This is a genomic window from Actinoallomurus acanthiterrae, assembly GCF_054775715.1.
Window position 1 is genome coordinate 4668290 of the sequence record NZ_BAAHCO010000001.1, and the last position, 25390, is coordinate 4693679.

Genomic DNA, 25390 nt, shown 5'->3' on the forward strand with positions numbered 1-25390 from the left:
AACGGGCAAATATTGACCAGGCCCTCGACGTCAGGTCGAACGCTGGTTCGGCTTCCTGAGTTACCAGAAGATCCGCCGGGGTCCACAAGAGCGTGCAAGCTCTCGGGGTCGACATTCGCGACTGGATCGCCGACTGGAATACCAATCTCCGGCCGTTCGTGTGGACCAAGACGGCCGAGAAGATCCTCGAATCCCTAGCACGATTTTGCCGACGAATTTCAGGTGTTGGACACTGATAGTTGATCGGATATTCGGTGCCGGCCATGAGGCGTGATCGGCCGCGGCGCACCCGCACGTTGTACTCGGCCTGCGACAGCAGCCGCGAAGGGATGATCCGGTCAACCATCTATGGTCCGCTGACACGGACGTCGTCGCGCTGTTCGACCGGAGTGGACGGCTGGAAGAGAACCGCTGCGCAGGCGACCATGGCCGCGACGGCCAGGATTCCAGGGACCAGGAACCTCATCGGCATACGAGTGTACCGCAGCGGGTTCTCCACCAGGTGGTATGAGGCGGTCGCGATGATGGCCGTGGCGATCGCGGCCACGGTGAGGCGGCCGGAGGCGGGCCACCGGGTGACGGCGGCGGAGACGAAGACCCAGATCGGCCAGTGCCAGAGGTAGAGCGAATAGCTGACCTTGCCGATGGCGACCAGCGGCCGAGAGCCGACGATTCTCGCAGGAAGACCGTCCGCGGTGAGCACGAGCGAGCCGATGAGTGCGGCCGCCGCGATCCCCGCGAGGGCCAGCTGCCAGCTGTACAGGCCGCGGTCGTCCAGGTGTGCGTTGCACCAGAGCCAGGCGAGGCACGCTCCGGCGAGGACGGCCACCGGAGTGGTCGCGCGGGCGGGCAGGCCGCGGTCGACGACCGCCGGCGAGACGGTGAGGACGGCGAGCAGCGCGCCGAGCGCCAGCCCCCCGGCGCGGCAGTCGGTGCCCAGGTAGGCGCGGTCGGGCGCTCCGGGTACGAACAGCAGGTGCATCGCGGTGTAGGCGCACACCGCGCAGAGCAGGGCGGCACACGCCAGTATCCGGCGCGAGCCGACCATGCCCATCAGCACGACGAAGACCAGCGGCCAGACCAGGTAGTACTGCTCCTCGACCGCCAGCGACCACAGGTGGTTGAGCGGCGCCCGGTCGACGGGCATCCCCCAGTATCCGACCTCGGCGAAGATCGAATACCAGTTTGAGCCGTATACCAGCGCGGCGAGTGTCTGGGAGTTGACGGTGTTGCGCATCGTCGCCCCGGCACACAGGTGCATCCATGCCTGGACGGCGATCAGCACGGCCAGCACCGCCGGGAACAGGCGGCGGGCCCGGCGGGCCCAGAACGCCGCGAGCCGGGTCGTTCCGGTATGGGCCCGTTCCGCGAGCAGCAGACGGGTGATCACATAGCCCGAGATCACGAAGAACAGGTCGACGCCGAGGAACCCGCCGTGCAGCGGCAGGCCGAAGTGGTAGGCGATCACGGCGAGGACGGCCAGCGCGCGCAGCCCGTCCACCGCTGGGATGTGGGACACGCTCCGGCGCTGTCCCCGCCGACCGGCGGAGACGACCGGTGCCGTGGTCATATGGGGACCGCCCGCGCCGCGTGGAGGACCCGGTGGGTGAGCCGGTCGCGAATGGGGAAGGCCCGGTGCCGGGTCCGGCTGACGCGGGTCACTGTCGGGACGCATGGGCGTGGAGATCGGCGTAGATGGAGTTGAGGATCCATGCGGCCAGCCGGTCGCGTGCGACGGGGGTAGGGTGCGTTGTCTCGTCGTAGACGGGAATGCCGGAGATCACCGCTGGGCAGTCCTTGTCGTCGGTGCACATCTGGCCGTGCATGTCGAGCAGCCGAGCGGCCCGATTGCGCTCGGCGGCGGCATGCAGCGCGGCGTTCATCGCGACCGACCAGCTCCCGTTGACGAGGTTCCAGTAAGGCTTCGGAAGGTCGCTGAGGGTCGTCAGGAACACCCGGGCCCCGCCGGCGCCCAGCACGCGGATGGCCCGGTCGATCTGTGTGTCGAACTGTGCCCGGAACACTGGATCGGTGATAGTCGTCGCGTGGTCCTGACCGGGTAGCTGCTGCGGGTTGTGGGTGTCGAAGATTCCGGATTCCAGCAGCACCGCCTGCGGATGGAACCTGGCCACCAGGCCCCGCCAGTACTCCGGCCAGTCGTTGCAGCCCGGATTGGTGATGAACTGCCCCATGAACAGGATCAGAATCCTGGTGGGCTGCATGATGCCGCAGCCGGCCCGGGCCGCTTTGATCACGAGATTGTGCCGGGCCGCGGAGAGGTTGGCCATCTTTTCCATCCCGATGCCGAGGAGCGTGCCCCAGGAGTCCCCGACCACCAGAACGCTCAGGTCTCGGACCTCGGGTCGTACGGCCGCGTCGCCCAGCGGGGGGACCTGCGGGCTCGCCGTGAGCCTGGTGGACGGCCGTACGGAATCCGGTGGTCGGGTCGCCGCTCGGCCAGCGCCGGCCACCAACAGGTCCACCGCGCAGCAGCCGACCGCCATCGTGCGCGACATCGCCCGGCTCGTGACACCGAACACCGGCACTCTCCTCCTCGCAGAGATGAACATGGGTCATCCGGTCGCGCGGCCGACGGTCCCCCATACGGTGTTGAGGATCCAGTTGCCGAGCCGGTCGTGGGCCGGAGCGGTCGGGTGGGCGGTCTCGTCGTAGACGTCGATGCCGGCGATACGGGCGGGGCAGTCGTCGTGCACGCACAGCTGATGCCGTACGTCCAGCAGATGGACGTTGCGGCCGGTGTTGCGCCGGACCGCCGCCTCCACCTCGCGGTTCATGAGGTGAGCCGTACGACTCTGGTCGCTCTTACCGATCATCGCGGTGCCCACGAACACCGCGGCACCGTGCGCGCCCAGCAGCCCGATGGCCCGGTCCATGTTGGCCTGGTACCGCTGCCGGAATACCGGGTCGCCGAGGTCGCGCGGCAGGCCGCCGTCGATTACCTGTGGCGTCTGGTCCCAGTACGCGGTGTACAGCACCACCGCCTGTGGCCGGTACCGCTCGACCAGCCGGGGCCACTGCTCAGGCCAGCTCCTGCAGGCCGGCCGGGTCGGCACCACCCGGCCGCCTGTCGCGTCCTTGGTCGGCAGCATGATGCCGCAACCGCCCTGGGCCGCGTTCACCACGGTGTTCCCACCGGCCTTGCCCACGTTCGCCATGCCGACGCCGAGGTTGCGCGCCCAGGAGTCGCCCACCACCAGGACGGTCAGCCCCTTGACCTCCGGGGAGAGCTTCGCCGTGCCCAGCGGTGCCGCGTTCTTGAGGTCTGGGGCGCTCCGCGTAGCGTGGCCGCAGCCCGCGACCGCTCCGAGTACCGCAGCAAGCGCACCCACCTTCACCGACCTGATGATCCGCACCTTCGCCCCCCGCGCCGGCCGTCCATTCGCAAGATCAATTGGTCACGGTATCACTGACAGTGACCAACCATGATCTGTCGGTGGTTGACCTTCCGGCAAAGCTCAGACCTGTAAAGCGCAATGGGCGCGGTTGGAATCGAACCTGGAAGGGCTGGTGGACGAGCCGCGGCCGGGTGCCCCACGCAAGATCACCGATGAGCAGATCGAGCAGGTCATGGTGGCCACGCTGGAGCGCACTCCGGCCGGTGCCGCGCACTGGTCGCGGGCCTCGATGGCGGCCGAGAGCGGGCTGTCGGCGTCGACGGTGGGCCGGATCTGGAAGGCGTTCCGTCTCAAGCCGCACCAGGTCGACACCTTCAAGCTGTCCAATGACCCGCAGTTCATCGACAAGGTCCGTGACGTCGTCGGCCTGAGTCCGTGCCCTAGGTCGGCGTCGCCTCACTGCGGAATTCGCTCACGCAGCACCGAGTAGAGAACCTGATCGTGCCAATCGCCGTTCCGCCATTGGGAGCGTCGCAAGATTCCCTCGCGTTCGAACCCGATCTTCTCCACGGCGCGCTGCTCGCTCCGATTCGCGACGTCGGTAAAGCATTGGATGCGCTCCGCCCGGGTGTGGGCGAAAAGATAGTCCACGAGCTGGCGCTGGGCCTCGGTTCCAATGCCTTTGTAACGGAAGTCGGAAAAGACGCAGATGCCGATCGTCCAGCACCAGCATGTGGAATCCGGCCCCCAAGCCATCTTCGACCACATTACCCATCCGGCGGTGTCTCCATCGGCGTCGATGGCGAGGCGGCCGGAGTCAGCGCCAAGAAGACCGTTCTCGGCGAAGTCCTGACGCAGCCTTCGATATGAGTGGTGTCCGTACCACTGGAATTCGCCCCTGAGCTCCGGCGTAGCCCGTTCCGCCTCGAAGACGTCCAGATCGTCCTCGCGGAACGGCCTCAGTCTGATCTCCATGACCTTCCTTTCGTGCGGCGTGGGCCGCCACATGGTGAAGCGTGGACGGCATCTCTTCTACCTCAACCACCCGTCCGACGGGGCCTTTTTTACCGGTCCCATGCCGCCTCACGGTGATCACATTGATGGACGATCGCCTGGACGACGAGTATGAGACTCGAACATTAAGCGATTGGCGCCCGATTTCGGATCGATCAAAAAGGCGATCAGTCGGACTTCTGTCGTGGCCGATCGAATCGAGGTGAACGATGCGGATTGGCTTTCTCAAGATACTGCAAATTCGGCCGTGCGCTCTCGAGTACCGGACCTGCATTCGTCAGACTGACGCCGTGACCACCGTATCCGTCGTGATCCCTGCGTGGAGCGCCGGATGCCCCAGACGCAGCGCGGCGTTCGAGCAAGCCGAAAGGGTGCGGCGCATGAAACGGATCGCCATAGTCCAGTCGAACTATATTCCATGGAAAGGATATTTCGACCTGATCACTCACGTCGACGAGTTCATGCTGTTCGACGACGTGCAATATACCGATAGGGATTGGCGTAATCGCAACCGTATAAAGATGGCAACGGGCCTCAAATGGCTCTCCGTTCCAGTCAAGCGCGGCCCTCGGAGTCAGCTGATCAACGAAGTGGAAATAAGTGACCCGGAGTGGCACATCGCACACTGGCGAATACTTGCACAGGCATACAGGAAGGCCCCCTGCTTTGATGAAATGGCGCCAATCGTGGAGGAACTCTATCGGAAGTGTAAAAGCGATAAACTGTCCGCAGTGAACAGGCATTTCCTCAAAGGAATCTGTTTCATCCTCGGTATCCGGACAAATTTGACCAGGTCCGAGGACTATGGCGCGGAGGGATCCAAAACCGAGCGCCTGGTCGATCTATGCCAGAAGGCCGGCGCCGACCAATATGTGACAGGTCCGGCCGCGCGGTCCTACCTTGATGAAAGCCTCTTCCGGCAAGCGGGGATCGAGGTTCGATGGTTCGACTACTCCGGCTACTCCGAATATCCGCAACTCCACCCACCGTTCGACCACCAGGTGACCGTCCTCGATCTGATCCTCAACACGGGTCAGGCTGCCGCCGGATACCTCAAAGGTGTCGTCCGGGCGACGACAGCAGATCCGGAGTGACCGCGGCATGTTCGAACTGAAAAGCCGTAGCGCCCAGGGGGCCCCCGTCGCACGGCGAGCGTTGATCTCGACTCTCCTCGGAGAGCGCATCACATATCTGCTGGCAGGCGCCGTGACGGCTGGGATATATTACGCTCTTCTTGGTCTGGGATTACTGGCCGCCAAGAATGCCGTGCCCTATCTTTTCCTGGTGGTGGTCAGCCATTTCGCCACCGTGGTGATCGTCTATCCGGTGTACCGCATGGTCGTCTTCAAGGTCTCCGGTGAAGGCTGGGTGTCCGGCTACCTGCGCTTCTACGCCGTCGGCCTGAGCTTTCTGGGCGCGTCCGTCATTGGCCTGCCTCTTCTGGTGGAGTTCGCCGGAATTCCCCTTATGATGGCGCAGGCGCTGATAATCCTGCTGAGCCCGCCGCTGAGTTACGCGATACATCGGACCTGGACGTTCCGGAGACGGGACAACGCCTGACCATGGCAGCATGTGCGACGCCGTCCGGGCAAAACGGTGGGCGCTGTGTCCTCAATCAACGAGGCGCCCGGAATCCCCGACCGACCGGGGTCTCGCCTCGAACGGGTGACACGCGCAACTGGGCAACAAACGGTCACCGTCCCGCGGCGGGGAACTGCGGTGCCTACCATCACGATCATGATGTTTGGAAGAACTTCGTGCTGATCGCTGATGCGGCCCGTCGGCGTCTTCTTCCCCGGGCCCGAGGCCGCCCCACAAGTTAACTCGCCGCACCAGCGGACCGGATCTATTGTAACGCCGCTTCCCGTGCCACCACATCGGGCCTTGTCTGGCGGGTCCAGGTACAGGCCGACGACGTCACGGACCTTGTCGATGAACTGCGGGTCATTGGACAGCTTGAAGGTGTCGACCTGGTGCGGCTTGAGACGGAACGCCTTCCAGATCCGGCCCACCGTCGACGCCGACAGCCCGCTCTCGGCCGCCATCGAGGCCCGCGACCAGTGCGCGGCACCGGCCGGAGTGCGCTCCAGCGTGGCCGCCACGACCTGCTCGATCTGCTCATCGGTGATCTTGCGTGGGGCACCCGGCTGCGGCTCGTCCACCAGCCCTTCCAGCCGCCGCTCGACGAACCGGCGCCGCCACTTACCCACCGTCTGCGGCCAGATCCCCAACTCCGCCGCTACGTCCTGGTTCGTCCTACCATCCGCACACCCGTTCAACGAATTTCAGACGCGAGACACTAGCCGGGGATCAGGCCTTTGGGTTCTGGGCGGTCGACGACGAACGAGCGGACGAGCTCTGCCATCGTCTTGGGGTCCCACCCGACGATCTGGCCGATGCCGGGCTGCCAGGCGCCGACGGTTGGGATCGTCTTCGCGGTGACGGCGCCATCGCACAGTGCCAGCGCCAGGCGGACCAGGTCGTACAGGTGGTTGCCCTTGTCGACCGTGACGACGGCGAGGGCCGTCCTGACGAACGCGATGACCCGCGCCGGGTCGAGGGCCGCATCCGGACTCGTCGCCTTCTCGATCACTGCGGCGATGAGCCTTCGCCGGCGTTCGGCGGGACCCGGGCGGGCATGGGGGAGGGCGCCGCCGCGCAGATAGTCCAGCGCCCGGTCGCCGGAGACAGTGGAGCAGTCCGCGGATGCCCTCGGCGCGGCGACCCGGGGCGGCTCGTCCGCGCAGATTCGCACCCCGCCGACCGCGTCGGCCAGTGAGACCAGACCGCCGAGACCGATCTCGACGTAGTGGTCGATGCTGGCGTGGACGATGCTCTCGACCTCGCGGATCAGCAGTTGTGGCCCGCCTCGGTCGTAGGCCGTGCCGAGCGAGACGACGCCGTAACCGGCGATCGTGGCGGTGGTGCGCAACGGCAGGCTGACGAGCAGCGGTCTGCCGCCGTCGTGGCGGAGGTGAAGCTCCATCGCCGTGTCGATGCGGCGCCCGCCGGCGCCGGTCATCGGCCGTTCTCCCGGCGGCTGGGGTGGGTCGTCGTGGGTGACCAGGAGCCAATCCTCGCCGAGTCCCCACGTGGGTTTGAGGGGATAGGGCGCCGTCGCGTCGATCCGGCCGAGGTCCGCTTCGATGAACAGACATGACGCCAGCAGGCCTACCAGGAGGACGTCGAGCACGGCGAACGGCCAGCGCCGCCCGCCGTACCTGGGTAGCCATGCTCTCGGCCCCCGTGGCGGTGCGTCAGGGTTCATGGTGCGGCGTTCCTTCCGCTCGTCATCTCGTACTGGCCCGGTGGCAACGCGGTTTCGTACAGCGCCCGGTAGATCAGATGCTGCTACTGTCCGTAGTTATACCTGTGCGCAGTGTGTGAGGCAGGCCAGTGGAACATGATCTTCAGGAACGTCGGGGGGAGAGGGTGCACGGGCGGATGGGCCACGCTTCGGCCGCGGGCCTCCGGGACCTTTGCCGACCGGCGACGCTGGTCCTTCTTCTGGTTCCCCTGAGCATGCTCGGGGCGGGCACGTCCACCGACGGCCGGCTCGCCGTCGTCAGCGCGATCGCAGCGTCGGCGGCGATCGCCGCCGCATCGGTCCTTCTCGGCATCGTGCCGGTGCGGCACACCTACCTGTGGATGGTGCTCTTCGCCGGCCTGCTGGTCGTGAGCTTCGCGTTTCCCCTGGCGGCGGTGCCGGCGCCGCCAGGGCAGCGGTATCGAGCCGTCGACCTCCTCAGGTCGTTGAGCACGATGCCTCACGCGCAGCTCGCTCGGCTTTTCGACCTCGTGGGAATCCTGGCGGGTCTGGCGCTGCTGGGCGTCAGCGTCGTCACCTCGCCACACCCCCGGCAGGTCGCGCGTGTGATCACGCTGTCCGGTGCGGCCGCCGCGGCGTACGTCCTCGTCCGCGGCGGATTCGACAACGTGCGTCTCGAAGGGCTCGGCTGCAACCCGAACTACCTCGGCTTTCTCCTCGCCATCCCGTTCGTCACCGCCGTGGGGCTGGTGCGGTACGCCCGTAATCCGAGGTGGCTCGTGCCCGCGGCCGTCTGCGGCATCGCGCTCTCCGCGACGCACTCGCGGAGCGCGTCCCTGGCGGCCGCCGTCGGCGTCGCCACCGTCCTTCTCCAGGGCTGCTCCCGGCTCCTCCAGATCATCCTGATCTCCGGCGTCGCCACGGCCACGACAGCGGCGGCGGCCGGCGGGATGCTCCAGCCGATGGGACGGCATATCGAGAACCTGGGTGCGGGTGGCCGGACGATCACTGATCTGAGCCTCAGCAACGGTCTGCGCAAGAAAGTGGCAGAGCTCGCCGTACGCGTGATCATCGAGCATCCGCTGCGGGGGATCGGCCTTTCGACGTTCCCCGGCTACGCCCAACGCTCCCGGGACGTCGGCGTCTACCTCGCCACCCATGACGAATATCTGCGGCTCGCCGCCGAGGCGGGCGTCATCACGTTGATCGTGTTCATCGTCCTGCTCTGGCTCGCCCTGGGGCGGCGGCAGGTCGGCGACCTGGCGCTGCTGCGGGCCGTCGTGCTCATGTACGGGGTGATTCTCCTTCTATCCAATCCGTTGGCGAATCTGGTCGTCAGCGCGCCCTTGTGGGTCTCGATGGGGTGCCTCCTGGCCTCCCGGCCCAGCCGGGGGCTCACCACGAGGGCGCTGGTGGTCCCGCGCGGTTCGGGCGCTCCGGCGGAGACGAGAAACGCCCTCGATCATCGGACCACCACGAGAAGGGGCGGAGCCACGTGCCTGACGTCCGAGCCGATGCCCGGCGGGATGACCGGTTCCGATTCGGGGAGAACTGGCGTTCCTTCATTGAACTCGTCGATGACACGAGGATCGCCGCCGCCGTCCACGCCGTCCGCGATCCGCTGGGGGTCGCCGACCTGACGGACCGTACCTTTCTCGACGTTGGGTGCGGCAGCGGGCTCTTCTCGCTGGCCGCCCAGCGGCTCGGGGCGCGGGTTCGCGCTTTCGACTTCGATCCCGAGTCGGTGGCGGCGGCTGCCGAGCTACGCAGGCGGTTCGCGCCGGGCAGCGACTGGGGCGTCGAGCAGGGGTCCATCCTCGACGACCGGTTCGTCGAGCGGCTGGGCACCTTTGACGTCGTCTATGCCTGGGGCGTTCTGCACCATACGGGCGACCTGTGGGCTGCGATCGACGCCACGTCCCGCCTGGTCGTACCGGGCGGCCTCATCTACATCTCGGTGTACAACGACCAAGGGCCACGGAGCCGGATGTGGTGGCACGTGAAACGGCGCTACAACAGGTCCGGTTCGCTGGTACGGCGGCTTCTCCTCGCGGCGAGCGCCGCCTACCTCGTCCGGAACGCGCCGCTGCGCCGACTCATGCGTGTGGCCTCCGTCGGCGCCGGCGTGCCGGACCGGCGGGTACGGCCACGGGGCATGTCCGCGTGGCACGACCTCGTCGATTGGGTCGGTGGGTTTCCCTTCGAAGTGGCCAGGCCCGAGCAGGTGTTTCTGTTCCTGCGCTCCCGGGGCTTCGAGCTGCGCCACATGACGACCTGCGGAGGCGACCTCGGGTGCAACGAGTACGTCTTCGAACGTCCTCACGACGGTTGCCGGACCATGCCGAGCAGTTCGCGGTAGATGCGCACGTGCTCGTCGACCATGACGTCGTTGCTCAGGTGCGCCTCGCTCCACGCGCGTGCTCTCAGACCGAGTTCGGCGGCGAACGCCGAATTCCCGATCACCCGTGCGATCCCGTCCGCCAGCGCCTGGGGATCGGCCGGCGGCACCAGTACGCCGCGGCCGCGGAGCAGCTCGCCGGTGCCTCCGACCTCCGTCGCGACGACCGGGCGTCCCGCCGCCATGGCCTCCATGACGGCGTTGCTCATGCCTTCCTGAAGTGAGGCGAGAGTCACGACGTCGCACCGGGCCAGCAACCGTCCGATGTCGGTTCGCGTACCGAGGAAGCGGACGTCGACGCCGAGCCGCGTCGCCTGACGCTGCAGCGCCGCCCGCTCGGGCCCGTCGCCGGCCAGCGCGAGTGTGCAGGGGACCCCACGCGTCCGCAGTCGTGCCATGGCCTCGAGGAGGTACCGGTGGCCCTTGTACGAGATGAGGTTGGCCACGCAGAGCACGACCGGAAGCCGGGTGGCGAGGGGAGCGGGAGGCATCGGCTCGAAGGCGGAGCCGGGAAGACCGTTCCGTACGATCGTGAGCTTCTCCGCCGTGACCCCTCTGTCGCGCAACGCGTCGTCGGCGACGGCCCGCGCGTTCGCTATGAGATGGTCGGTCACGCGCGTCGCCGCAGCGTCCAAGGCCGACACCAGCGGGCGGCCCCGCTTGAAATCCCCGAGGCTTCGGCGGCCCGCCACGAGCACCGGGACGCCCGCCGGGCGTGCGGCCGCGGCGGCCGTCACGTGGCTGTGGAAGAGGAACGCGTGCAGCACGTCCGGCCGCGTCCGGCGCAGGCGCCCGACCAACCGGAGGAACGCCGCCGCGTTGTCCGACGGCATCCGCCAACCCGCGGAGCGGCGCTGGAACCCGAGGTGTATTACGGGGACACCGGCGGTGCGGAGGGTGTCTTCGTGCGGACCTCCCTCGAACATCACCAGCACGCTCGTGTCGACGCCCCGTGCGCGCAGGCCCTCGGCGAGCAGAGCGACCTGCTTCTCGGTACCGCCGAGGCCGAGTTGGCCGATCAGCAGGCACACGCGCTCGAGCGGGGCCGACGTTCCGCCGGAATCGGCCCGCGCCGAGACCGCGACCTCACCGCCTGGGGCCTGTCTCAAAGTTCCCGCCCTGTCATGGTCGTGATGGTAAGACGACGATTTCCCGCCGACGGCCGCCGTCCGCTTCTCGCCTATTGTCCGTGTCGCCCGCTCGGGGGGATATTTCGCTAGGCAGGGACGATGGTGTCGAATTTCCAAAGAATATTTTAGGAAAGCCGATGCTGATGGTCGACGTCGACTTGAATGCCGCGCATCCGGTCTGGATACCGTTGTAAGCCGAAGGTCGACCGATGGAATTCATAACGGTGATATGGCGGAGGCATCCCATGAGTTGGCACGATGTCGCCTTGGCGCCGGGCGTGGTCGCCGGGCCGTCTCCGTACGACTCGGACCGATTCGGTATCGCCGTCGATCGGATCTCCGTATCCGCGGCGTCGGCGGCGACGCTCGAGGACGTACTCAACGCGATCAATGCCTCCACGGCGGATGTCGTGGTCCTGCGTTATCCGGCCGATCGTATGAGCTGGTTCGCGGCCCTGACGGAACTCGACCGGACCGCCATCGTCGCCGACAACCTCGTCGGCTGGAAACTGGCCACGGGCCAGGGGCGACGTCCCCCTCCGCTGCCGCGCGGTCTCGAGATCGTCGACTCCGTGAGCGCGGCGGAGATGGACGCCATGATCGTCGATGCCTTCCGTGATTACGGCAACCACTACCGCGCCAATCCACTGTTCGATCCGGCGCTGGTGCTGGCGGGCTACCAGGAATGGGCCCGTCGGGAGGTCACGTGCGGCGTCGTCGCCATCCGAAAGACCGAGAGCCGCGATCGCGAATCCGGGATGCTCGGATTCGTCACTTACGGCGCTGCGAGCGGTTTCGCCGAGATCGCGCTCAGCGGTGTGGTCTCGGGGGCGCAGAACGCCGGGCTCTACCTTCACCTGCTCGCCGGAACGGAGAGCCGAGCGGCGTCGCGCGGAATCGAAAGCGTGGTCATCTCCACCCAGAGTCGGAACGTCCGGGTGCAGCGTCGCTGGGCGGACTATGGCTTCAAGCCTGTGCTCAGCATTTACACCGTCCACCTTATCCGGCGGGGCCTGCTGAGAAATCCGGCAGAGCCCGCTGAGAACCGGTCAAGACAAGGATGACGACTTTGCCGGATACTACCGTGATTCCGTTCAACCGCCCCTATGTCGCCGGAGCGGAGCAGGAATATCTGGTGCGGGCCATGGCCGGTGGTGCTCTGGAGGGGGACGGGCCTTTCACGAGACGAGCGAACGCGCTGATCGCCGAACTCATCGGGGCCTCCTCAGCCCTGCTGACGACCTCGTGCACGCACGCGCTGGAGATGAGTGCCCTGCTCCTCGGCATCGCCCCCGGTGACGAGGTCATCATGCCGTCGTTCACCTTCACCTCGACCGCCACCGCCTTCGCGCTGCGCGGCGCGGTCCCGGTCTTCGCCGACTGCCGTCCGGACACGCTCAACCTGGACGAGCGGCGGGTCGAGGCGGCGATCACGGAACGGACGCGCGCGATCGTGGTCATGCACTACGCCGGCGTGGCCTGTGAGATGGATGCCATCATGGCGATCGCCGAGCGGCACGGCCTGGCCGTGGTGGAGGACAACGCACACGGGCTCTGTGCCCGTTACCGCGGCCGAGCGCTGGGGTCGTTCGGCGCGATGGCCACCCAGAGCTTCCACGCCACGAAGAACGTGCAGTGCGGGGAGGGCGGTGCGCTCGTCCTGAACGACCCTGGGCTTGTCGAACGCGCTGAGATCATTCGGGAGAAGGGCACCAACCGCGCCCAGTTCTTCCGCGGAATGGTGGACAAGTACCGATGGATCGACATCGGTTCGAGCTACCTGCCCTCCGACCTGCTGGCCGCCTTCCTCGTCGCGCAACTCGAGGCGATAGACGACATCCAGGCGCGGCGGCACCGCGTCTGGGCGGCCTATGACGAGTCGGTGGCCGACTGGGCCAAGAAGCGTGAGGTGCGGCGGCCGACCGTACCCGTCGACCGCGACCATCCGGCTCACCTGTACTACCTGCTGCTGCCCGATCTGGCCCACCGCCAGGCGTTCCTGCGCCATCTCGGCGAGCGAGGGGTGCGGGCGGCGTTCCATTACCAGCCGTTGCACACCACGCCCGGGGGACTGCGCTACGGACGCGTGGCACCGGGTGGATGTCCGGTCACCGAGGACGTCGCCGACCGGCTCGTGCGGCTTCCACTGTTCGCCGCGATGAGCGATGACGAACTGCAACGCATTGTCAAAGCCGTTATCTCCTACTGAGAAAGGATTTTGGCGCAGATCGTCACCGCACTCTGGAGCCCGGTCGTGGCTTATCCGGTGCAGCATTTCTGGACATTCCGGGCGTCGTCGCGAGTATCAACCTCATATCCCGCCGGTAAACGTTCACAAAAAGAAGCCGTGTCCGGCGGGTCGCGGTCACACCCATGAGATCATTTGCATGACACGCGAACTCGGGGGGGCTCGTGGAAGCAGCAGAACGATGAAGGCGCTGGTGCTCGCCGGGGGACGCGGTACTCGCCTGCGTCCCCTCACTCATACGTCGGCGAAGCAACTCGTCCCGGTCGCCAACCGGCCAGTGCTGTTCTACGGTCTGGACGCGATCTGCGAGGCCGGTATCACCGACGTCGGGATCGTCATCGGTGATACCGGGAACGAGGTGCGCGCGGCAGTCGGTGATGGGTCGCTTTTTGGGCTGGACGTCACTTATATCCCGCAGCAGGAACCGCTCGGGCTCGCGCACTGTGTGCTCATCGCGAAGGACTTCCTGGGCGACGACGACTTCATCGTGTACCTCGGCGACAACTTCCTCGTCGGCGGCATCTCGAACCTCCTCCAGGAGTTCCAGGCCGGTGGTTACACGGCGCAGCTGCTGCTGAGCAAGGTCGCCGAGCCGCAGTTCTACGGCGTCGCCGAACTCGACGGGGACGGTCGCATCATCAGCCTGCAGGAGAAGCCCGAACTGCCGAGAAGCGATCTGGCGATCGTCGGCGTGTACGCGTTCACAGCGGCGATACACGAGGCGGTACGCGCGATCGAGCCCTCGGCGCGCGGTGAACTGGAGATCACGGACGCGATCCAGCGGTTGATCGACCAGGGACATCGTGTCCACTCGCACATCGTCACCGGTTACTGGAAGGACACCGGGCGCCTCCAGGACATCCTGGAATGCAACCGCATTCTGCTCGAGACGGTCGAGCCGGACCTGGCCGGCGTGGTAGCGGGCCGATCGGAGATCGACGGCCGAGTCGTGGTCCATCCGGACGCGGTGGTCGAGGATTCGGTACTCCGCGGACCGATCGTCATCGGGGCGGGAAGCAAGGTGCTCCGCTCCTACGTCGGTCCGTTCACGTCCATCGGGGATGACTGCGTCATCGAAGAGGCCGAGATCGAGTACTCCATCGTCCTCGGTGGCTCGACGATCCAGGGCGTGCCGCGGATCGAGTACTCCCTGATCGGCAGGGACGTCGAGGTGACACGTGCCGTTCACGCACCTAATGCCCACCGCCTGATGGTCGGTGATCACAGTAAGGTCCAACTGCGCATATGAGGTTCTTCGTCACCGGTGGCGCTGGATTCATCGGATCGCACTATGTTCGCGCATTGCTTCGTCGCGGCTACCCGGGATGGGAGGATGCGGATGTCACGGTGCTGGACAAGCTCACCTACGCCGGTAACCTCGCCAACCTCGCATCCGTGGCAGGCCATCCGCGGTTCACCTTCATCCGAGGTGACATCGGCGACGGCTCGCTTCTCAAGGAAGTCGTTCCCGGCCATGACGTGATTGTCAATTTCGCTGCGGAGTCGCATGTCGACCGGTCGATCGACGACGCCGGCGATTTCGTGGTGACGAACGTCCTGGGCACACAGCGGCTGCTTCAGGCGGCACTCGAATATGAGGTCCGGACGTTCGTGCAGGTCTCCACCGACGAAGTGTACGGATCGATCGATGATGGAGCCTGGCGGGAGACCGAGCCGTTGTTGCCCAACTCGCCCTACTCCGCTTCCAAAGCGGGCGCGGATCTGCTCTGTCGTGCCTTTTATCGCACCTATGGGCTGGATGTTCGAGTTACTCGCTGCTCGAATAACTACGGGCCGTGGCAGTATCCTGAAAAGGTCATTCCGCTGTCCATCGCGAACCTGCTCGATGGACGCAAGATCCCACTGTACGGCGACGGTCGAAATGTCCGTGAGTGGCTACACGTCGACGATCACTGCCGTGGCATCCAGCTGGTACTGGAGAAGGGATCGGCGGGCGAGACGTACAACATCGGCGGTGGCACCGAGCTCACCAACCTCGAACTTGTCGGCAGATTGCTCGAGGCGGTGGGGGAGGGCTGGGACATGGTCGAGTACGTCGCAGATCGTCCGGGGCACGATCGCCGGTACTCGATCGACACGACGAAGATCCGAGGCCTCGGTTATCGACCCGAGGTCGATTTCGACGAGGGGCTCGCGGCCGTCGCGCGCTGGTATGCGGACAATGAGGACTTCTGGCGGCCGCTCATTGAGTCGGCACGCCCGACGGTCCGTTAACCCATATTCGTGAGAGCGAACTTGGCGAAAGGATCGGTATGCATCCCCGTGTCATCTTCGTGGGCGGCGTCTCTCGAAGTGGAACCACGCTCCTGCATCGCCTCCTCGGACAGTTGCCCGATGTCGTCTCGCTCGGTGAGGTCTGCAACCTCTGGGGGACAGGACTCAGAAATGGAGATCTATGTACCTGCGGGGACCTGATCGCTTCCTGTGTTTTCTGGAAGGAGATAGGCGACCGGGCGTTTGGCGGCTGGGACGCCGTTGATCTGCAGGAAATGCGGCGACTACGTCGATCGATCGACCGGATTCGCTTTCTTCCGGCGTTGCTCCAAGGCAAGCGCTCCGGCGCGGTCCAGACGACGGCCGCCGCCTACGCCTCTTACTACACCAAGATCTACACGGCCGCACTCGAAGTCAGTGGGGCGCAGGTCGTCGTTGATTCGAGCAAGCGGGCGCCGTTGGCCTGCTGCCTTGGCATGTATGCCGACGTCGACCTGAAACTGGTTCATATAGTTCGCGACAGCCGTGGCGTTGCGTATTCTTGCACAAAAAACGTAGTGCGGGTGGATTCCGTTCGTGGCGCACCCCTGGGAACGGCATCGCCGGCGGATACGTCAATCAATTGGATCGTTCAGAACCTTGCTTTGGAGATTCTGAGCAGAAAGGGAGTGTCGACCCGCATGCTCACCTATGAACGCCTCATCGAAGATCCTGTCGGCGTCCTGCGTGAAGTCATATCTCTTGCGGGCCTGTCGGTCGATGAGTCGGCGATGAGATTCCTCTCCGATGATCATGCTGTGCTGGACGCCGGGCACAGTATCGGAGGGAATCCGATGCGTGCGCAGACCGGTCGCGTCTCCCTTCGCCTCGACGATGCCTGGCGCACTCACCTTCCCCGTACCGACCGTCTGCTGGTGTCCGCGCTCACGTACCCATTGCTCCGCCGCTACTCTCGCAGCTGAGAAAGAGTCCTAATCTTTCGGCCCGGGCAGGACGAGCCCCGTCAATCCTTCGATGCGGCCGATGGCCCGCTGGAGATACCAAATGGTCAGGGCCCAGCGTCCGCCGGCGATGCTCAGCGCCGCTGCCGCGAGAGGGCGGAAGACCACCCTGATCCGGAGGCCGAGGCCGTGGTGGGCCCGGTACACGCGTCCGGTGCCGCGCGCATAGCGCCTGGCCTTGATGTGGTAGGCGCGTTCACCTGGTGACGGCGCGTCGGGGTTGTACTCGACGATGATGATCTGGGGGTCGAACAGGATCGTCCAGCCGGCCTTCAGGCCACGAAGAAGCAGATCCGTTCCCTCGCCCGATTGCCAGGGTGATGCGGCGCCGACCCCGAGATCTTCGTCGAAACCGCCCACGGCGCGGAGGAAGTCGCGCCTGAGAAAGACCGTGTGCTCGATGGCGCTCGTCCACACCGTCCGATGGTTCAGCGGCATCTGCCGGTCGCCGAACGAGGTGAGCTGAGCCGGTCGACCCGGGGTGCCCACCGAGCGACCGGAGACCCCGCCGGCCGATGGAGAGCGCGTGAGGACCGCCGCGGCTTGCGCGAGCGTATCGGGCAGATAGCTGGTGTCGTCGTCCGGAAACGCGACGAAATCGTAGTCCCCTAGGGCCGCGACACCTACGTTACGTCCGATCGATGCGCCTCGTGCCGAGGTCAGACGACGCACCGGGAGCCGATCCGCCCATGAGGCGACCACGGCGCGTGTACCGTCGTCGCTGCTCTGGTCGACGACGACCACCTCGCTGGGCCGGAGCGTCTGCGCGTGGATGGATGCCAGCAGGTGGTCCAGCAGCTCGGGCCGCCCGATCGTAGTCACAACCACAGCGAATTTCGGTTTCGAGTTCATGTCACCGTTGTTCAATTCATCCGGGTCAATGGTAATTCCTGGAGAGACGCCTTCGCTCTTCCTGTGGACCCATTATATGGACCTGCTCTGAGGTAGCGGTTGCAGCATTACGGTCCATCGATATGGGGGTGTCGCGTCGGCTGTGGCGATCGCTCCGGATTGTCGCGGTGGTGGCGGCGTCCAAATATTACCGAGAATGATCTTCTCATTTCCTAATTTTTTGCGTGACCATCGTTCGGATCTTGTTACGTTGCTGGTCGCTACGCTTCTTATTTTACGGTGAACCAGCGAGGAGAGGGTCATGGCGCAGGCGCCGCCGGCAGATCAGATGACAATGCCGATCGGGACTGAGCGCCCGAAACTATGGTCGGCGAAAGCGCTCCGATCGGGCTGGGTCCCCACGGTGCTCGTGATCGCGGTGACTGTCGCGTTTTTGCGGCACTATGGCGTGCCCCTTCGCGAAACGGCGTTTTTCGGTGCCTTTATCACTCTAGGCTCCACGGTGCCGGGGGTGCTGCTATGGCGTGCCTTCCGAGGGGGATCGCAGTTCGTCGCCGAAGAGGTCGCGGCCGGGACGGTTCTCGGACAGGCGATCACCGTACTCATTTATGTGGGCGCACGGTGGGCCGGGCATCCTTTGTTCGTGCTCGCGTGGCCGGCCGTCACGATAACCGCTTTTTTCGCCGTACCGGCATTGCGGCGGCACTGGCGAAGAACGGGTCCCGTCAGGCACGTCCCGGCTGCTTATTCCTGGGCTCTCGCAGCCCTGGTCGGATTCGTCGTGCTGTCGAGCGGGTTGGCGTTCTACCGTCAGCACGGGCTGACGTGGCCGGGCTATGTCGCGCCCTACATCGACATGCCGTATCACCTTGGCCTCATCGGTGAACTCAAGCACCATATGCCACCACAAGCGCCGTCCCTGGCCGGTGAGCCGCTCTACTATCACTGGTTCGTCTACGCGGACATGGCGGCCACCAGTTGGGTCACCGGAATCGAGCCGCAGACGCTGCTGTACCGGCTGTTCATGCTGCCGACCCTGGCGACGTCGCTCGTACTGCTCTTCGCGGCCGCACGGCGCTTGACCGATCGGTGGTGGCCCGGGATGGTCGCGCTGGCGATCAACTGTCTGGTATGGGCGCCGAGCGTGTACTCCTGGTACCCCTCCTTGGGCGTCGACTTCCTGATACGCGCTGACGTGCCGTGGCGAAGCCCGACGCAAGGGTTCGGGGCGATGATGTTCGCGCCTGTCATTCTGCTGCTCATCGACCTTCTTCGCCGGCCGAGGTCGGGAGCGGGGCCGTGGATCCTGTTCGTCACCTTGCTCATGGGGGTGATGGGGGCGAAGGCCACCTATCTCCCGATGCTCATCGCGGGCCTTCTCGTCGTGCTGATCGGGACGATCATCGCGAGACGGCGTCTGCACCGACCGGCACTCGTGGCGCTCCTGGCCGCGGCCCCCTCCGTGCTGATCGCGAAATTGGTGCTGTTCCGCGGGAACTCTGACGGCGTGATTTTTCACCCCGGGTCGATGTTCGGTGCTGTGGCTGATGTGGCCGCCTCGACGTCCGATCCTCCGCAGGCGTTGCGGGCGGTCGCGGCGCTGGTGAGCATTGTCGGTCGGGTCTTTGTCTGGGGAGGCGCATTGTGCCTGGCCCTCCGGCGAAGGACGTTGTGTGACCCGGTGATCCTCCTGCTCCTTGGAATCAGCGCGACGGGGATCGCGGTCGCGTGCATTCTGCGTTTTGCCGGTAACTCCCAGTCGTACTTCCTCTGCGGCGTGATGCCATGTATGTCTCTCGTGTCCGTCTATGGGCTGATGGCTGTGCTTCCGGGGCGGCTCGACCGACGCTCGGGAGTCATGCTTCTCGGCGCCTCGGCCGGTGGGGTCGCTGCGGTCTTGGCGGTCCGCGGACTGGGGGGGAACACCAGGCCGACCGTGGGTGACGCGCTGCCGCGTATGCTCGGCCCGTTCTTCGCGCTCATAGTGATCAGCATCGGGTGCATGGTGCTTCTGGTGCTGGCCGGACGCCGGCGTCCATCCGTGCGGTCCCTGTCGCCGGCGGTGGCGCTCGCCTTCGTCGGCGGGCTCATCCTGCCCGGGAGTCTGCTCCACGTCCGGCAACTCTGGCATGGCATTCCCCGAGACCCTTTGGCAGCCGTGATCGGCGCGGGGACTCTCGAGGCGGGGCGTTGGCTGCGGGAACACTCGCGTCCCGATGACCTGGTCGCGACCAACGCCGTCTGCCTCTCCGGCATGGGCTGCGACGATCGGCGCTTCGCCGTGTCGGCGTACTCGGAGCGGCGCGTCCTGGTGGAGAGCTGGCGCTACACCTCGAGATCGCATATGGAGGGGGTGAGACGGCACATTCCCGACGAGTCAGTGCCCTTCTGGGACCTTCGTCGGCTGATGGACAACGAAGCCGTCTTCCATCGGCCCTCACTCGAGGCGGTTCGGCGACTACGCCACACGTACGGTGTGCGGTGGCTCTTCGTCGACAGGAGTTTTGACCGACCCGCTCCCGACCTCGACCGATTCGCGCGCCTGCGCTATGCGGCGGGTCAGTGCAGTGTCTACGAGATCACGGGCTGAGACGGACACGGAGACGTCCGTGGTGGACGCTGAAGTCCGATCCGCCCTAAGCGTGACTCGAGTGCGCGTCGAGCATCATATTCGCGATCGCCAGATGGTCATCGTTATTGGTCGCCAGAAGATTCGCCCCGAGACCCTCTTTCGTGCCGAGACGAAGGACATCCTGCTTGGTGCAGGCCCGCATCCTGATCTCATGGACGAGGAACACGTGGCGATAATTTGCGAAGATGACGTCGAGGAGTTCGTACGGCGAAAACCCGCAATTCTCCAGCCCGTGTGGGCTGTATTCGATAAGTAGTGTAGGGGAGAGGCTCAGTGTCTTATGTGCGCCTCGAAGTACGAACCCGTCGTACCCTTCTGCATCGATCTTGATGAGGTCTGGCGGACCGATTTCATGGTCCGCCAGATACGAATCGAGTGAGACTACGGGGACCGACGTCGAGCTGGACCATCCCAGCGCGTTGCCGGCGCCGATGGAATGATGGCCGATTCCCCTCGCCAGGTAGATCGTCACGGAACCGATCTTGTCGCCGACCGCCGCCGCTTCGACGGTGACCTTCTCCAAGAGGCCGTTTCGGGTGATGTTCTCCTGCAGGTAGGCGACGTTCTCCGGTACGGGTTCGAACGCGATCAGATGGCCGCCCTCTGGAAGATTGGCTGCGCCGATACAGGAGTACAGGCCGATGTTGGCCCCGATATCGATGATCATATTGCTGCGGCTCGCCAGGCGTTCGAAAAGGACGACCTCGACCTCTTCGTAATAACCGGCGAACAGCTGGTGAATGATTGAAAAATCGTATGCCGGGCCGGTTAGATTCAGTCCGCGGTAGAGCGTCGTGACGTCATCGCCATTCGCGGAACAGCCGAACTTGTACACCATCCTCTGGATGCGCTTAGTGATCGTTAGATCCTGAACGCGCGTTCGCCTGAACAGTTTCCGGGAAACCTTGAGAGTCTGGCGAGCGATTTGCCTGCGCACGATGCTGGTCAACTCCCTGATAGTCGACTGTGCTGAGTTGCTCGGCGGGCACTGCCGGCCGGTGTCGCCGACCGAGTGGTCGGACGGTCGTCTGGGGTCGATGTCTCGCGTACAGCACGGCCCCGTACAGGCAGGACAGTGTCATGGTGGCGGCGAGACCCGTCGCGGCTCCCTGAGCTCCGGCGAAAGCGGCGCCGATGGCGGCCGCGGCGACCAGGGCGGCCGCCGTGGCCAGCCTGAATATGAAGAGCGCGCGTATCGCCTGCAGGGCGCGTAGGGCCCCCGCCGGCCCCAGCACCGCGCCCTGCGCGATGCGAAAGACGGTCTGTGCCGGCAGCAGAGGAGCCATGAGCTGCCATGATCTGCCGAACACCAACGCGCCGACGCTCGCCGGCAATACCATCGCCAGCACCCCCGAGGCGGCGCCGACGGTTCCGAGTCCCATCGTGACCACGAGGGTTCCCTGGCCGAGCCGGTTCGGCCGGTCGGCGAGCAGCCGTGACAGTTCGGTGATGGCGATCACTCGGCCGGCGTTGATCACCACGGCGGCCGGGCCGAAGACCGTATCCGCGGCACGCAGGGAGCCGACGGCCGCCAGCCCTGCGATCCTGCCGACCACGATCAGCGTCCCGTAGGAGCAGATCGTCAGCACCACGCCCTCGACCAGGTACGGACGTGCGAGATCGCCGTACTCGCGGAGCCAGCCGGACGCGGAGGCGACGCGCGGCAGCACCCGGGCCTGGGCGATCGCGATCACGGTGGCGATCAGTCCGCTGAGTCCCCAGACCAGGAACACCCAGGTCATCTTCGTGGTCACCGACAGCACGACGAACATGGCGACGCACTGGCTCAGCCCCCAGGCGGCATCGCTCACGATGGCCTTGCGGGGCTGGCCGGCGGCGATGAAGCCCATTCGCAGGGTGCTCTGAATGAGGAGCACCGGGAGCAAAGCCGCCAAGATCAGGACCGGAGCGGTGATGCCGCCCAGGATCGGGCCGGACAACGGGAGCAGCGCGACGGCACCGATCAGCCCGAACACTGCCGCGGCTCCCGAGCTGTCGCGCAGTGCCCGGCGCGCGGAGTCGGGGTCCCGGGGGAAACGCACCATTAGTGGCTCGGCGAACGTTGTCTGGGTTAGCTGATGAAAGACTACGTAATAGCCATATAGCAGGGCGAATTCGCCGAATGCTGCGGCCGACATACGCCGTGCCGACAGAATGATCAACATAAAATTCGTCGCACTCGATATGATCTGATCGGCGAGGATCCATCCGCCTCGGCGGGTGGCATGAGTGAGCATGATCAGTCCTCCCTGGCGCGTGCGCGATGTAGCAGCATCCAAGTAATCAGCCCACCGGCGATCAGAGGAAAGGCGCGGCCAAGTCCCCAATAGAAGAGCATTCCCATTTCGAGGATGCCGACATAGATGACAGCGTAGAGGACGAGTCCACGCAGTTCTCCGGAACGCATGCTGTGGTAGCAGATTCCGATGAGCAGCCCTATGGCGCCCCACCAGACGACTGCGCCGAAAAGGCCATAGTCGATGATGCTCGGAAGGATTCCCCCGGGAGTATTGAATTCCAGATTTCCGTATCTCGTATACAGATATGATCTGTAGTCGGTGCCGTTGGTGGCACTGTTGTCGATGTGAACGAATGATCTCACGACTGGGAAGTTCCATAGGAACTGTCCGGTGTAGATGGGCATCGGAGAATTCGTTGAATCATGGGCTAGGATTATGGCTGAATTGTTGCTGGAGGTAGCGTAATATCCGCCAAGTCGCCGTAGCACGAACCCGATGAAACCGGTGTCACTATGGCGTGCGTAGAAATCGTTCCAGCTGCGGGTGTACTCAAGGGCGCCGAAGACGGTCGCCAAGACCAGTGGGCCAAGGAGCGGAAGCATCGCCCATAGGATTGAATGCTGCCGCCGTCGGCCTTTGGGCAATGCTGTCGCGGCGAGCACGACTACGGGGACGGCTAGTTCCATGAGGGCGATACGCTCGGTATTGAAGAAGCCTCGGGCCAGGCCGAAACTTGCGAGTGCGATCAGTCCGAGCGTGTGCCGTCGGCCGCTGATCCGGCGATCCAGCAGCAAGCAGATAAGAGCGAGCGGGCCGACTTGGGTAAGTGTCGTGATTCCCGGAACGGTGGTGAGGTATTCGCCTCTGGCGGATTGCAGTACGCCCCGCTGCAGGGCGATCGCGTCGTACAGCTGTTGTTTTCCGTAGCCACGTGATACGGCGGCCACGGCCCACGTCACGTACCCGATCAAGGCAAGTATCAGGAATACGCGTCCGGCCCACAGCAGGACTTTCTGTTGACCGACCGTGACGATTTCGTGCGGATTTCGGGAATCATGCCGACGGCGTTTGATGAGGTTTGGTACCAGCGTGCCGGCGACGAAAGCGCCGAGAAGCAGCGCAGTGAGAAGTGCCTCGGCCGTGCCGAAGTATTTCGGCGTGCGCCACCAGAGACGGAAGTCGTCCGCCGGGATGAGGCACGCGATGGCCAAACACGGTAGGACGCTCAGGATGCCGGTCCAGCCTGGATGCAACCACCAGGCACCTTGGCGCAGCTGGAGCGGACTCGCCGTGGACGAACGGCGCCCCGCCCCGGTCGGGCGATCGTGGAGCGCGGCATGAACGCGTTCTGGCACGGACGTCTCCAGCCTTATCGGCGACTGCGGTCTCATCGGATCGTTCAAGAACGGGATGCCGCCTCGGCCCGGTCAGCCGGCTGAGGCCGCACATCCCTGCTTCTCCATCGGCAGACTCCGGATACCGGCCGACTCTGAAGTCGCGTCTGCCGGCCGAAGTCATCCGACAGGGGTCCTGGTCGGCGCCGCACCGTTCGCCGGCGAAACCGGGTCCACGTCCTCGAGGCGCGGCTTGTTCTCATCGGGGCGGTAGCCGGAGGTGCCGCCGTAGTAGCGGTAGCGGTCGCGCTTCCCCTTCGTCGCCATGTTGACGATCACTCCCAGTGTGATTCCGCTGACCGCGTCCACGCTCTTGACGGCCTCGCGCAGCTCATCGCGTTTGGTTCGTCCCGCACGTACGACGAGAAGGACGCCGTCGCTGCCGGGGGCGATCACCGCCGCATCCGTGACCGGGAGCAGCGGGGGCGAGTCGATGATCACGTAGTCCGCGTCGGCCTGGAGTTCCTCGAGGAGCAACTGCATCTTCTGGGTTCCCAGCAGCTCGCTCGGGTTCGGCGGTACCGGCCCGCTGGCCAGCACGTCGATCGCACAGCTTCTCTCGGCGTGCTGCATGACGTCGGCCATGCTGGCCTGACCGGACAACACGCTGGTGAGCCCGATCTCCTCGACGAGACCGAGCGAGCTCGCGATGGTCGGGCGTCGCAAGTCGGCATCGACGATGACGACGCGGGCACCGTCCTCGGCGAGCGAGAACGCAAGGTTCAGGGCGACGCTGGACTTTCCGTCGCCTTCGAGCGGACTGGACACGACGATCGTCCGTGGGGGCCGGTCGACATTGATGAAGCGCAGGTTCGTTCGGAGCTTGCGGAATCCCTCGGCCCGGAGACCGAGCGGGTCGGTGTCGTGGACGAGGGTTCGTTTCCGCGCAGCGCGCTCGTAGACGATTTCGCCGAGTACGGGCAGACCACTCGCCAGGCCCGCGTCGGACGTGACGTCGATCCGGGTGTCCAGGGCCTCTTTGAGCATCCCTGCCAGCGCGCCGACGAGGGCACCGAGCACGATGCCGAGGAGGGTGTTCAACACCGGCCTCGGGCTACTGGGCGCGCTCGGCTGCGAACCCGGCCTGACCACCTGGATCCGTACGGTCGGTTGACGCCCCGGCAGCGGTGTCTCCACTTCCGCTACCGCGGTGATGAGGTGGTGGGTGACGCTGTTCACGATCCGCGCCGCCATCACCGGATCGGAGTCGCGTACGGCGATGTTCAGCAGCACAGTGTCGATCGGTACGTCGACCTTGAGCCGTTTCGCGAGATTGTCCGGCCGCATGCGCAGGCCCAGCTCACGGATCACGGGAATCGTGACCTTCGGCGTCGTCACGAGGCCGGCGTACGACCGGACCTGCTGCTGGCTGAAGAGCGTCCCTTGATAAACCTGTTCCAGCCTCTGTGCCTGCGGCGACACCGAGACGAAGACCGATGCCTTCGACTCGTACATGGTCGGTTGCAGCATCGTGATCAGTTGCGCGACGCCGATCACCAGCAGCATGACGCTCACCAGCAGCGCCAGGTGCCGCCGGATCGCGGTGATCAGTTCCCTTACACTCATGCAGTCCCCCGTGTCGGACCTTCGTGAAAATGTGAAGTTCTCGGCGTTCTCGTGGG

At 65.3% G+C, this 25390-nt stretch carries 21 protein-coding genes and 2 pseudogenes; 11 read left to right on the top strand and 12 right to left on the bottom strand.

The window, feature by feature from the left end; genetic code table 11:
• Nucleotides 1-346: 346 nt before the first annotated feature.
• The 3 genes from ACYVF7_RS22460 to ACYVF7_RS22470 form a co-directional block, all read right to left on the bottom strand.
• Nucleotides 347-1519, bottom strand: coding sequence for an acyltransferase family protein (locus ACYVF7_RS22460; protein WP_460343888.1), 1173 nt, complete (start codon nt 1517-1519; stop codon nt 347-349).
• A 139-nt stretch (nt 1520-1658) separates the two neighbouring features.
• Nucleotides 1659-2540, bottom strand: coding sequence for an SGNH hydrolase domain-containing protein (locus ACYVF7_RS22465; RefSeq protein WP_460343891.1), 882 nt, complete (start codon nt 2538-2540; stop codon nt 1659-1661).
• Nucleotides 2541-2573: 33 nt separating this feature from the next.
• Nucleotides 2574-3356, bottom strand: coding sequence for a DUF459 domain-containing protein (locus ACYVF7_RS22470; RefSeq protein ID WP_460343894.1), 783 nt, complete (start codon nt 3354-3356; stop codon nt 2574-2576).
• Between the two features lie 151 nt (nt 3357-3507).
• On the opposite strand from ACYVF7_RS22470, the pseudogene ACYVF7_RS22475 reads away from it, so the two are divergent.
• Nucleotides 3508-3786 (top strand): annotated as a pseudogene (locus ACYVF7_RS22475) (helix-turn-helix domain-containing protein); the annotation flags it as partial.
• A gap of 26 nt (nt 3787-3812) precedes the next feature.
• Here ACYVF7_RS22475 and ACYVF7_RS22480 read toward each other — a convergent pair.
• Nucleotides 3813-4331: a GNAT family N-acetyltransferase gene (locus ACYVF7_RS22480; protein ID WP_360905000.1), complete on the bottom strand. Its 519-nt coding sequence runs from the start codon at nt 4329-4331 to the stop codon at nt 3813-3815.
• Nucleotides 4332-4660: 329 nt separating this feature from the next.
• Between ACYVF7_RS22480 and ACYVF7_RS22485 the strand changes: the two genes are divergently transcribed.
• On the top strand, nt 4661-5464 hold the full coding sequence (locus ACYVF7_RS22485) for a WbqC family protein (RefSeq protein ID WP_460343897.1): 804 nt from the start codon (nt 4661-4663) through the stop codon (nt 5462-5464).
• A 7-nt stretch (nt 5465-5471) separates the two neighbouring features.
• On the top strand, nt 5472-5930 hold the full coding sequence (locus ACYVF7_RS22490) for a GtrA family protein (protein WP_360904994.1): 459 nt from the start codon (nt 5472-5474) through the stop codon (nt 5928-5930).
• A 320-nt stretch (nt 5931-6250) separates the two neighbouring features.
• Here the strand turns inward: ACYVF7_RS22490 and ACYVF7_RS22495 are convergent.
• Nucleotides 6251-6640: pseudogene (locus ACYVF7_RS22495) on the bottom strand (IS630 family transposase); the annotation flags it as partial.
• 29 nt (nt 6641-6669) lie between these two features.
• Nucleotides 6670-7638, bottom strand: a complete 969-nt coding sequence (locus tag ACYVF7_RS22500) for an LCP family protein (RefSeq protein WP_460343901.1) — start codon at nt 7636-7638, stop codon at nt 6670-6672.
• Nucleotides 7639-7814: 176 nt separating this feature from the next.
• Here ACYVF7_RS22500 and ACYVF7_RS22505 point away from each other — a divergent pair, with 176 nt between their 5' ends.
• Together ACYVF7_RS22505 and ACYVF7_RS22510 are read left to right on the top strand one after the other, a co-directional pair.
• Entirely contained in the window at nt 7815-9278 is a 1464-nt protein-coding gene (locus ACYVF7_RS22505; protein WP_460343904.1) for an O-antigen ligase family protein, read from the top strand.
• On the top strand, nt 9275-9997 hold the full coding sequence (locus ACYVF7_RS22510) for a class I SAM-dependent methyltransferase (RefSeq protein WP_460358055.1): 723 nt from the start codon (nt 9275-9277) through the stop codon (nt 9995-9997). The genes ACYVF7_RS22505 and ACYVF7_RS22510 overlap by 4 nt, the downstream gene beginning before the upstream one ends.
• On the opposite strand, the gene ACYVF7_RS22515 is transcribed toward ACYVF7_RS22510, so the two are convergent.
• A complete protein-coding gene (locus tag ACYVF7_RS22515) occupies nt 9958-11145 on the bottom strand; it encodes a glycosyltransferase (RefSeq protein ID WP_460343907.1) in 1188 nt (395 codons plus the stop codon). The two genes, ACYVF7_RS22510 and ACYVF7_RS22515, sit on opposite strands and share 40 nt — an antisense overlap.
• A 287-nt stretch (nt 11146-11432) precedes the next feature.
• Here ACYVF7_RS22515 and ACYVF7_RS22520 point away from each other — a divergent pair, with 287 nt between their 5' ends.
• The 5 genes from ACYVF7_RS22520 to ACYVF7_RS22540 all read left to right on the top strand — a co-directional run bounded on the left by ACYVF7_RS22520 (nt 11433) and on the right by ACYVF7_RS22540 (nt 16611).
• Nucleotides 11433-12230, top strand: a complete 798-nt coding sequence (locus tag ACYVF7_RS22520; RefSeq protein WP_460343910.1) for a hypothetical protein — start codon at nt 11433-11435, stop codon at nt 12228-12230.
• On the top strand, nt 12227-13375 hold the full coding sequence (gene rffA / locus ACYVF7_RS22525; protein ID WP_460343913.1) for a dTDP-4-amino-4,6-dideoxygalactose transaminase: 1149 nt from the start codon (nt 12227-12229) through the stop codon (nt 13373-13375). Before ACYVF7_RS22520 ends, rffA begins: the two co-directional genes overlap by 4 nt.
• Before the next feature lie 220 nt (nt 13376-13595).
• Nucleotides 13596-14663 (top strand): glucose-1-phosphate thymidylyltransferase, encoded by a 1068-nt coding sequence (locus ACYVF7_RS22530; RefSeq protein WP_460343916.1) that lies wholly within the window; start codon nt 13596-13598, stop codon nt 14661-14663.
• Nucleotides 14660-15649, top strand: a complete 990-nt coding sequence (gene rfbB / locus ACYVF7_RS22535; RefSeq protein WP_460343919.1) for a dTDP-glucose 4,6-dehydratase — start codon at nt 14660-14662, stop codon at nt 15647-15649. Before ACYVF7_RS22530 ends, rfbB begins: the two co-directional genes overlap by 4 nt.
• A 38-nt stretch (nt 15650-15687) precedes the next feature.
• Nucleotides 15688-16611 (top strand): sulfotransferase, encoded by a 924-nt coding sequence (locus tag ACYVF7_RS22540; protein ID WP_460343925.1) that lies wholly within the window; start codon nt 15688-15690, stop codon nt 16609-16611.
• Nucleotides 16612-16620: 9 nt separating this feature from the next.
• Here the strand turns inward: ACYVF7_RS22540 and ACYVF7_RS22545 are convergent, their stop codons facing one another.
• Nucleotides 16621-17517, bottom strand: coding sequence for a glycosyltransferase family 2 protein (locus ACYVF7_RS22545; RefSeq protein WP_460343928.1), 897 nt, complete (start codon nt 17515-17517; stop codon nt 16621-16623).
• Between the two features lie 286 nt (nt 17518-17803).
• On the opposite strand from ACYVF7_RS22545, the gene ACYVF7_RS22550 reads away from it, so the two are divergent.
• Entirely contained in the window at nt 17804-20092 is a 2289-nt protein-coding gene (locus tag ACYVF7_RS22550; RefSeq protein ID WP_460343931.1) for a hypothetical protein, read from the top strand.
• 46 nt (nt 20093-20138) lie between these two features.
• Here ACYVF7_RS22550 and ACYVF7_RS22555 read toward each other — a convergent pair whose 3' ends face one another.
• The 4 genes from ACYVF7_RS22555 to ACYVF7_RS22570 all read right to left on the bottom strand — a co-directional run bounded on the left by ACYVF7_RS22555 (nt 20139) and on the right by ACYVF7_RS22570 (nt 25334).
• The gene (locus ACYVF7_RS22555; protein WP_460343934.1) at nt 20139-20972 is read right to left on the bottom strand and encodes an FkbM family methyltransferase; all 834 of its coding nucleotides are present in this window, start codon (nt 20970-20972) and stop codon (nt 20139-20141) included.
• A gap of 13 nt (nt 20973-20985) precedes the next feature.
• Nucleotides 20986-22371, bottom strand: a complete 1386-nt coding sequence (locus ACYVF7_RS22560) for an MATE family efflux transporter (protein ID WP_460343935.1) — start codon at nt 22369-22371, stop codon at nt 20986-20988.
• 2 nt (nt 22372-22373) lie between these two features.
• Nucleotides 22374-23729 carry an O-antigen polymerase gene (locus tag ACYVF7_RS22565; RefSeq protein ID WP_460343938.1) on the bottom strand — a complete coding sequence of 452 codons (1356 nt, stop codon included), beginning with the start codon at nt 23727-23729 and terminating at the stop codon, nt 22374-22376.
• A 159-nt stretch (nt 23730-23888) separates the two neighbouring features.
• Nucleotides 23889-25334 carry a tyrosine-protein kinase domain-containing protein gene (locus ACYVF7_RS22570; protein WP_460343941.1) on the bottom strand — a complete coding sequence of 482 codons (1446 nt, stop codon included), beginning with the start codon at nt 25332-25334 and terminating at the stop codon, nt 23889-23891.
• Between the last annotated feature and the right edge of the window lie 56 nt (nt 25335-25390).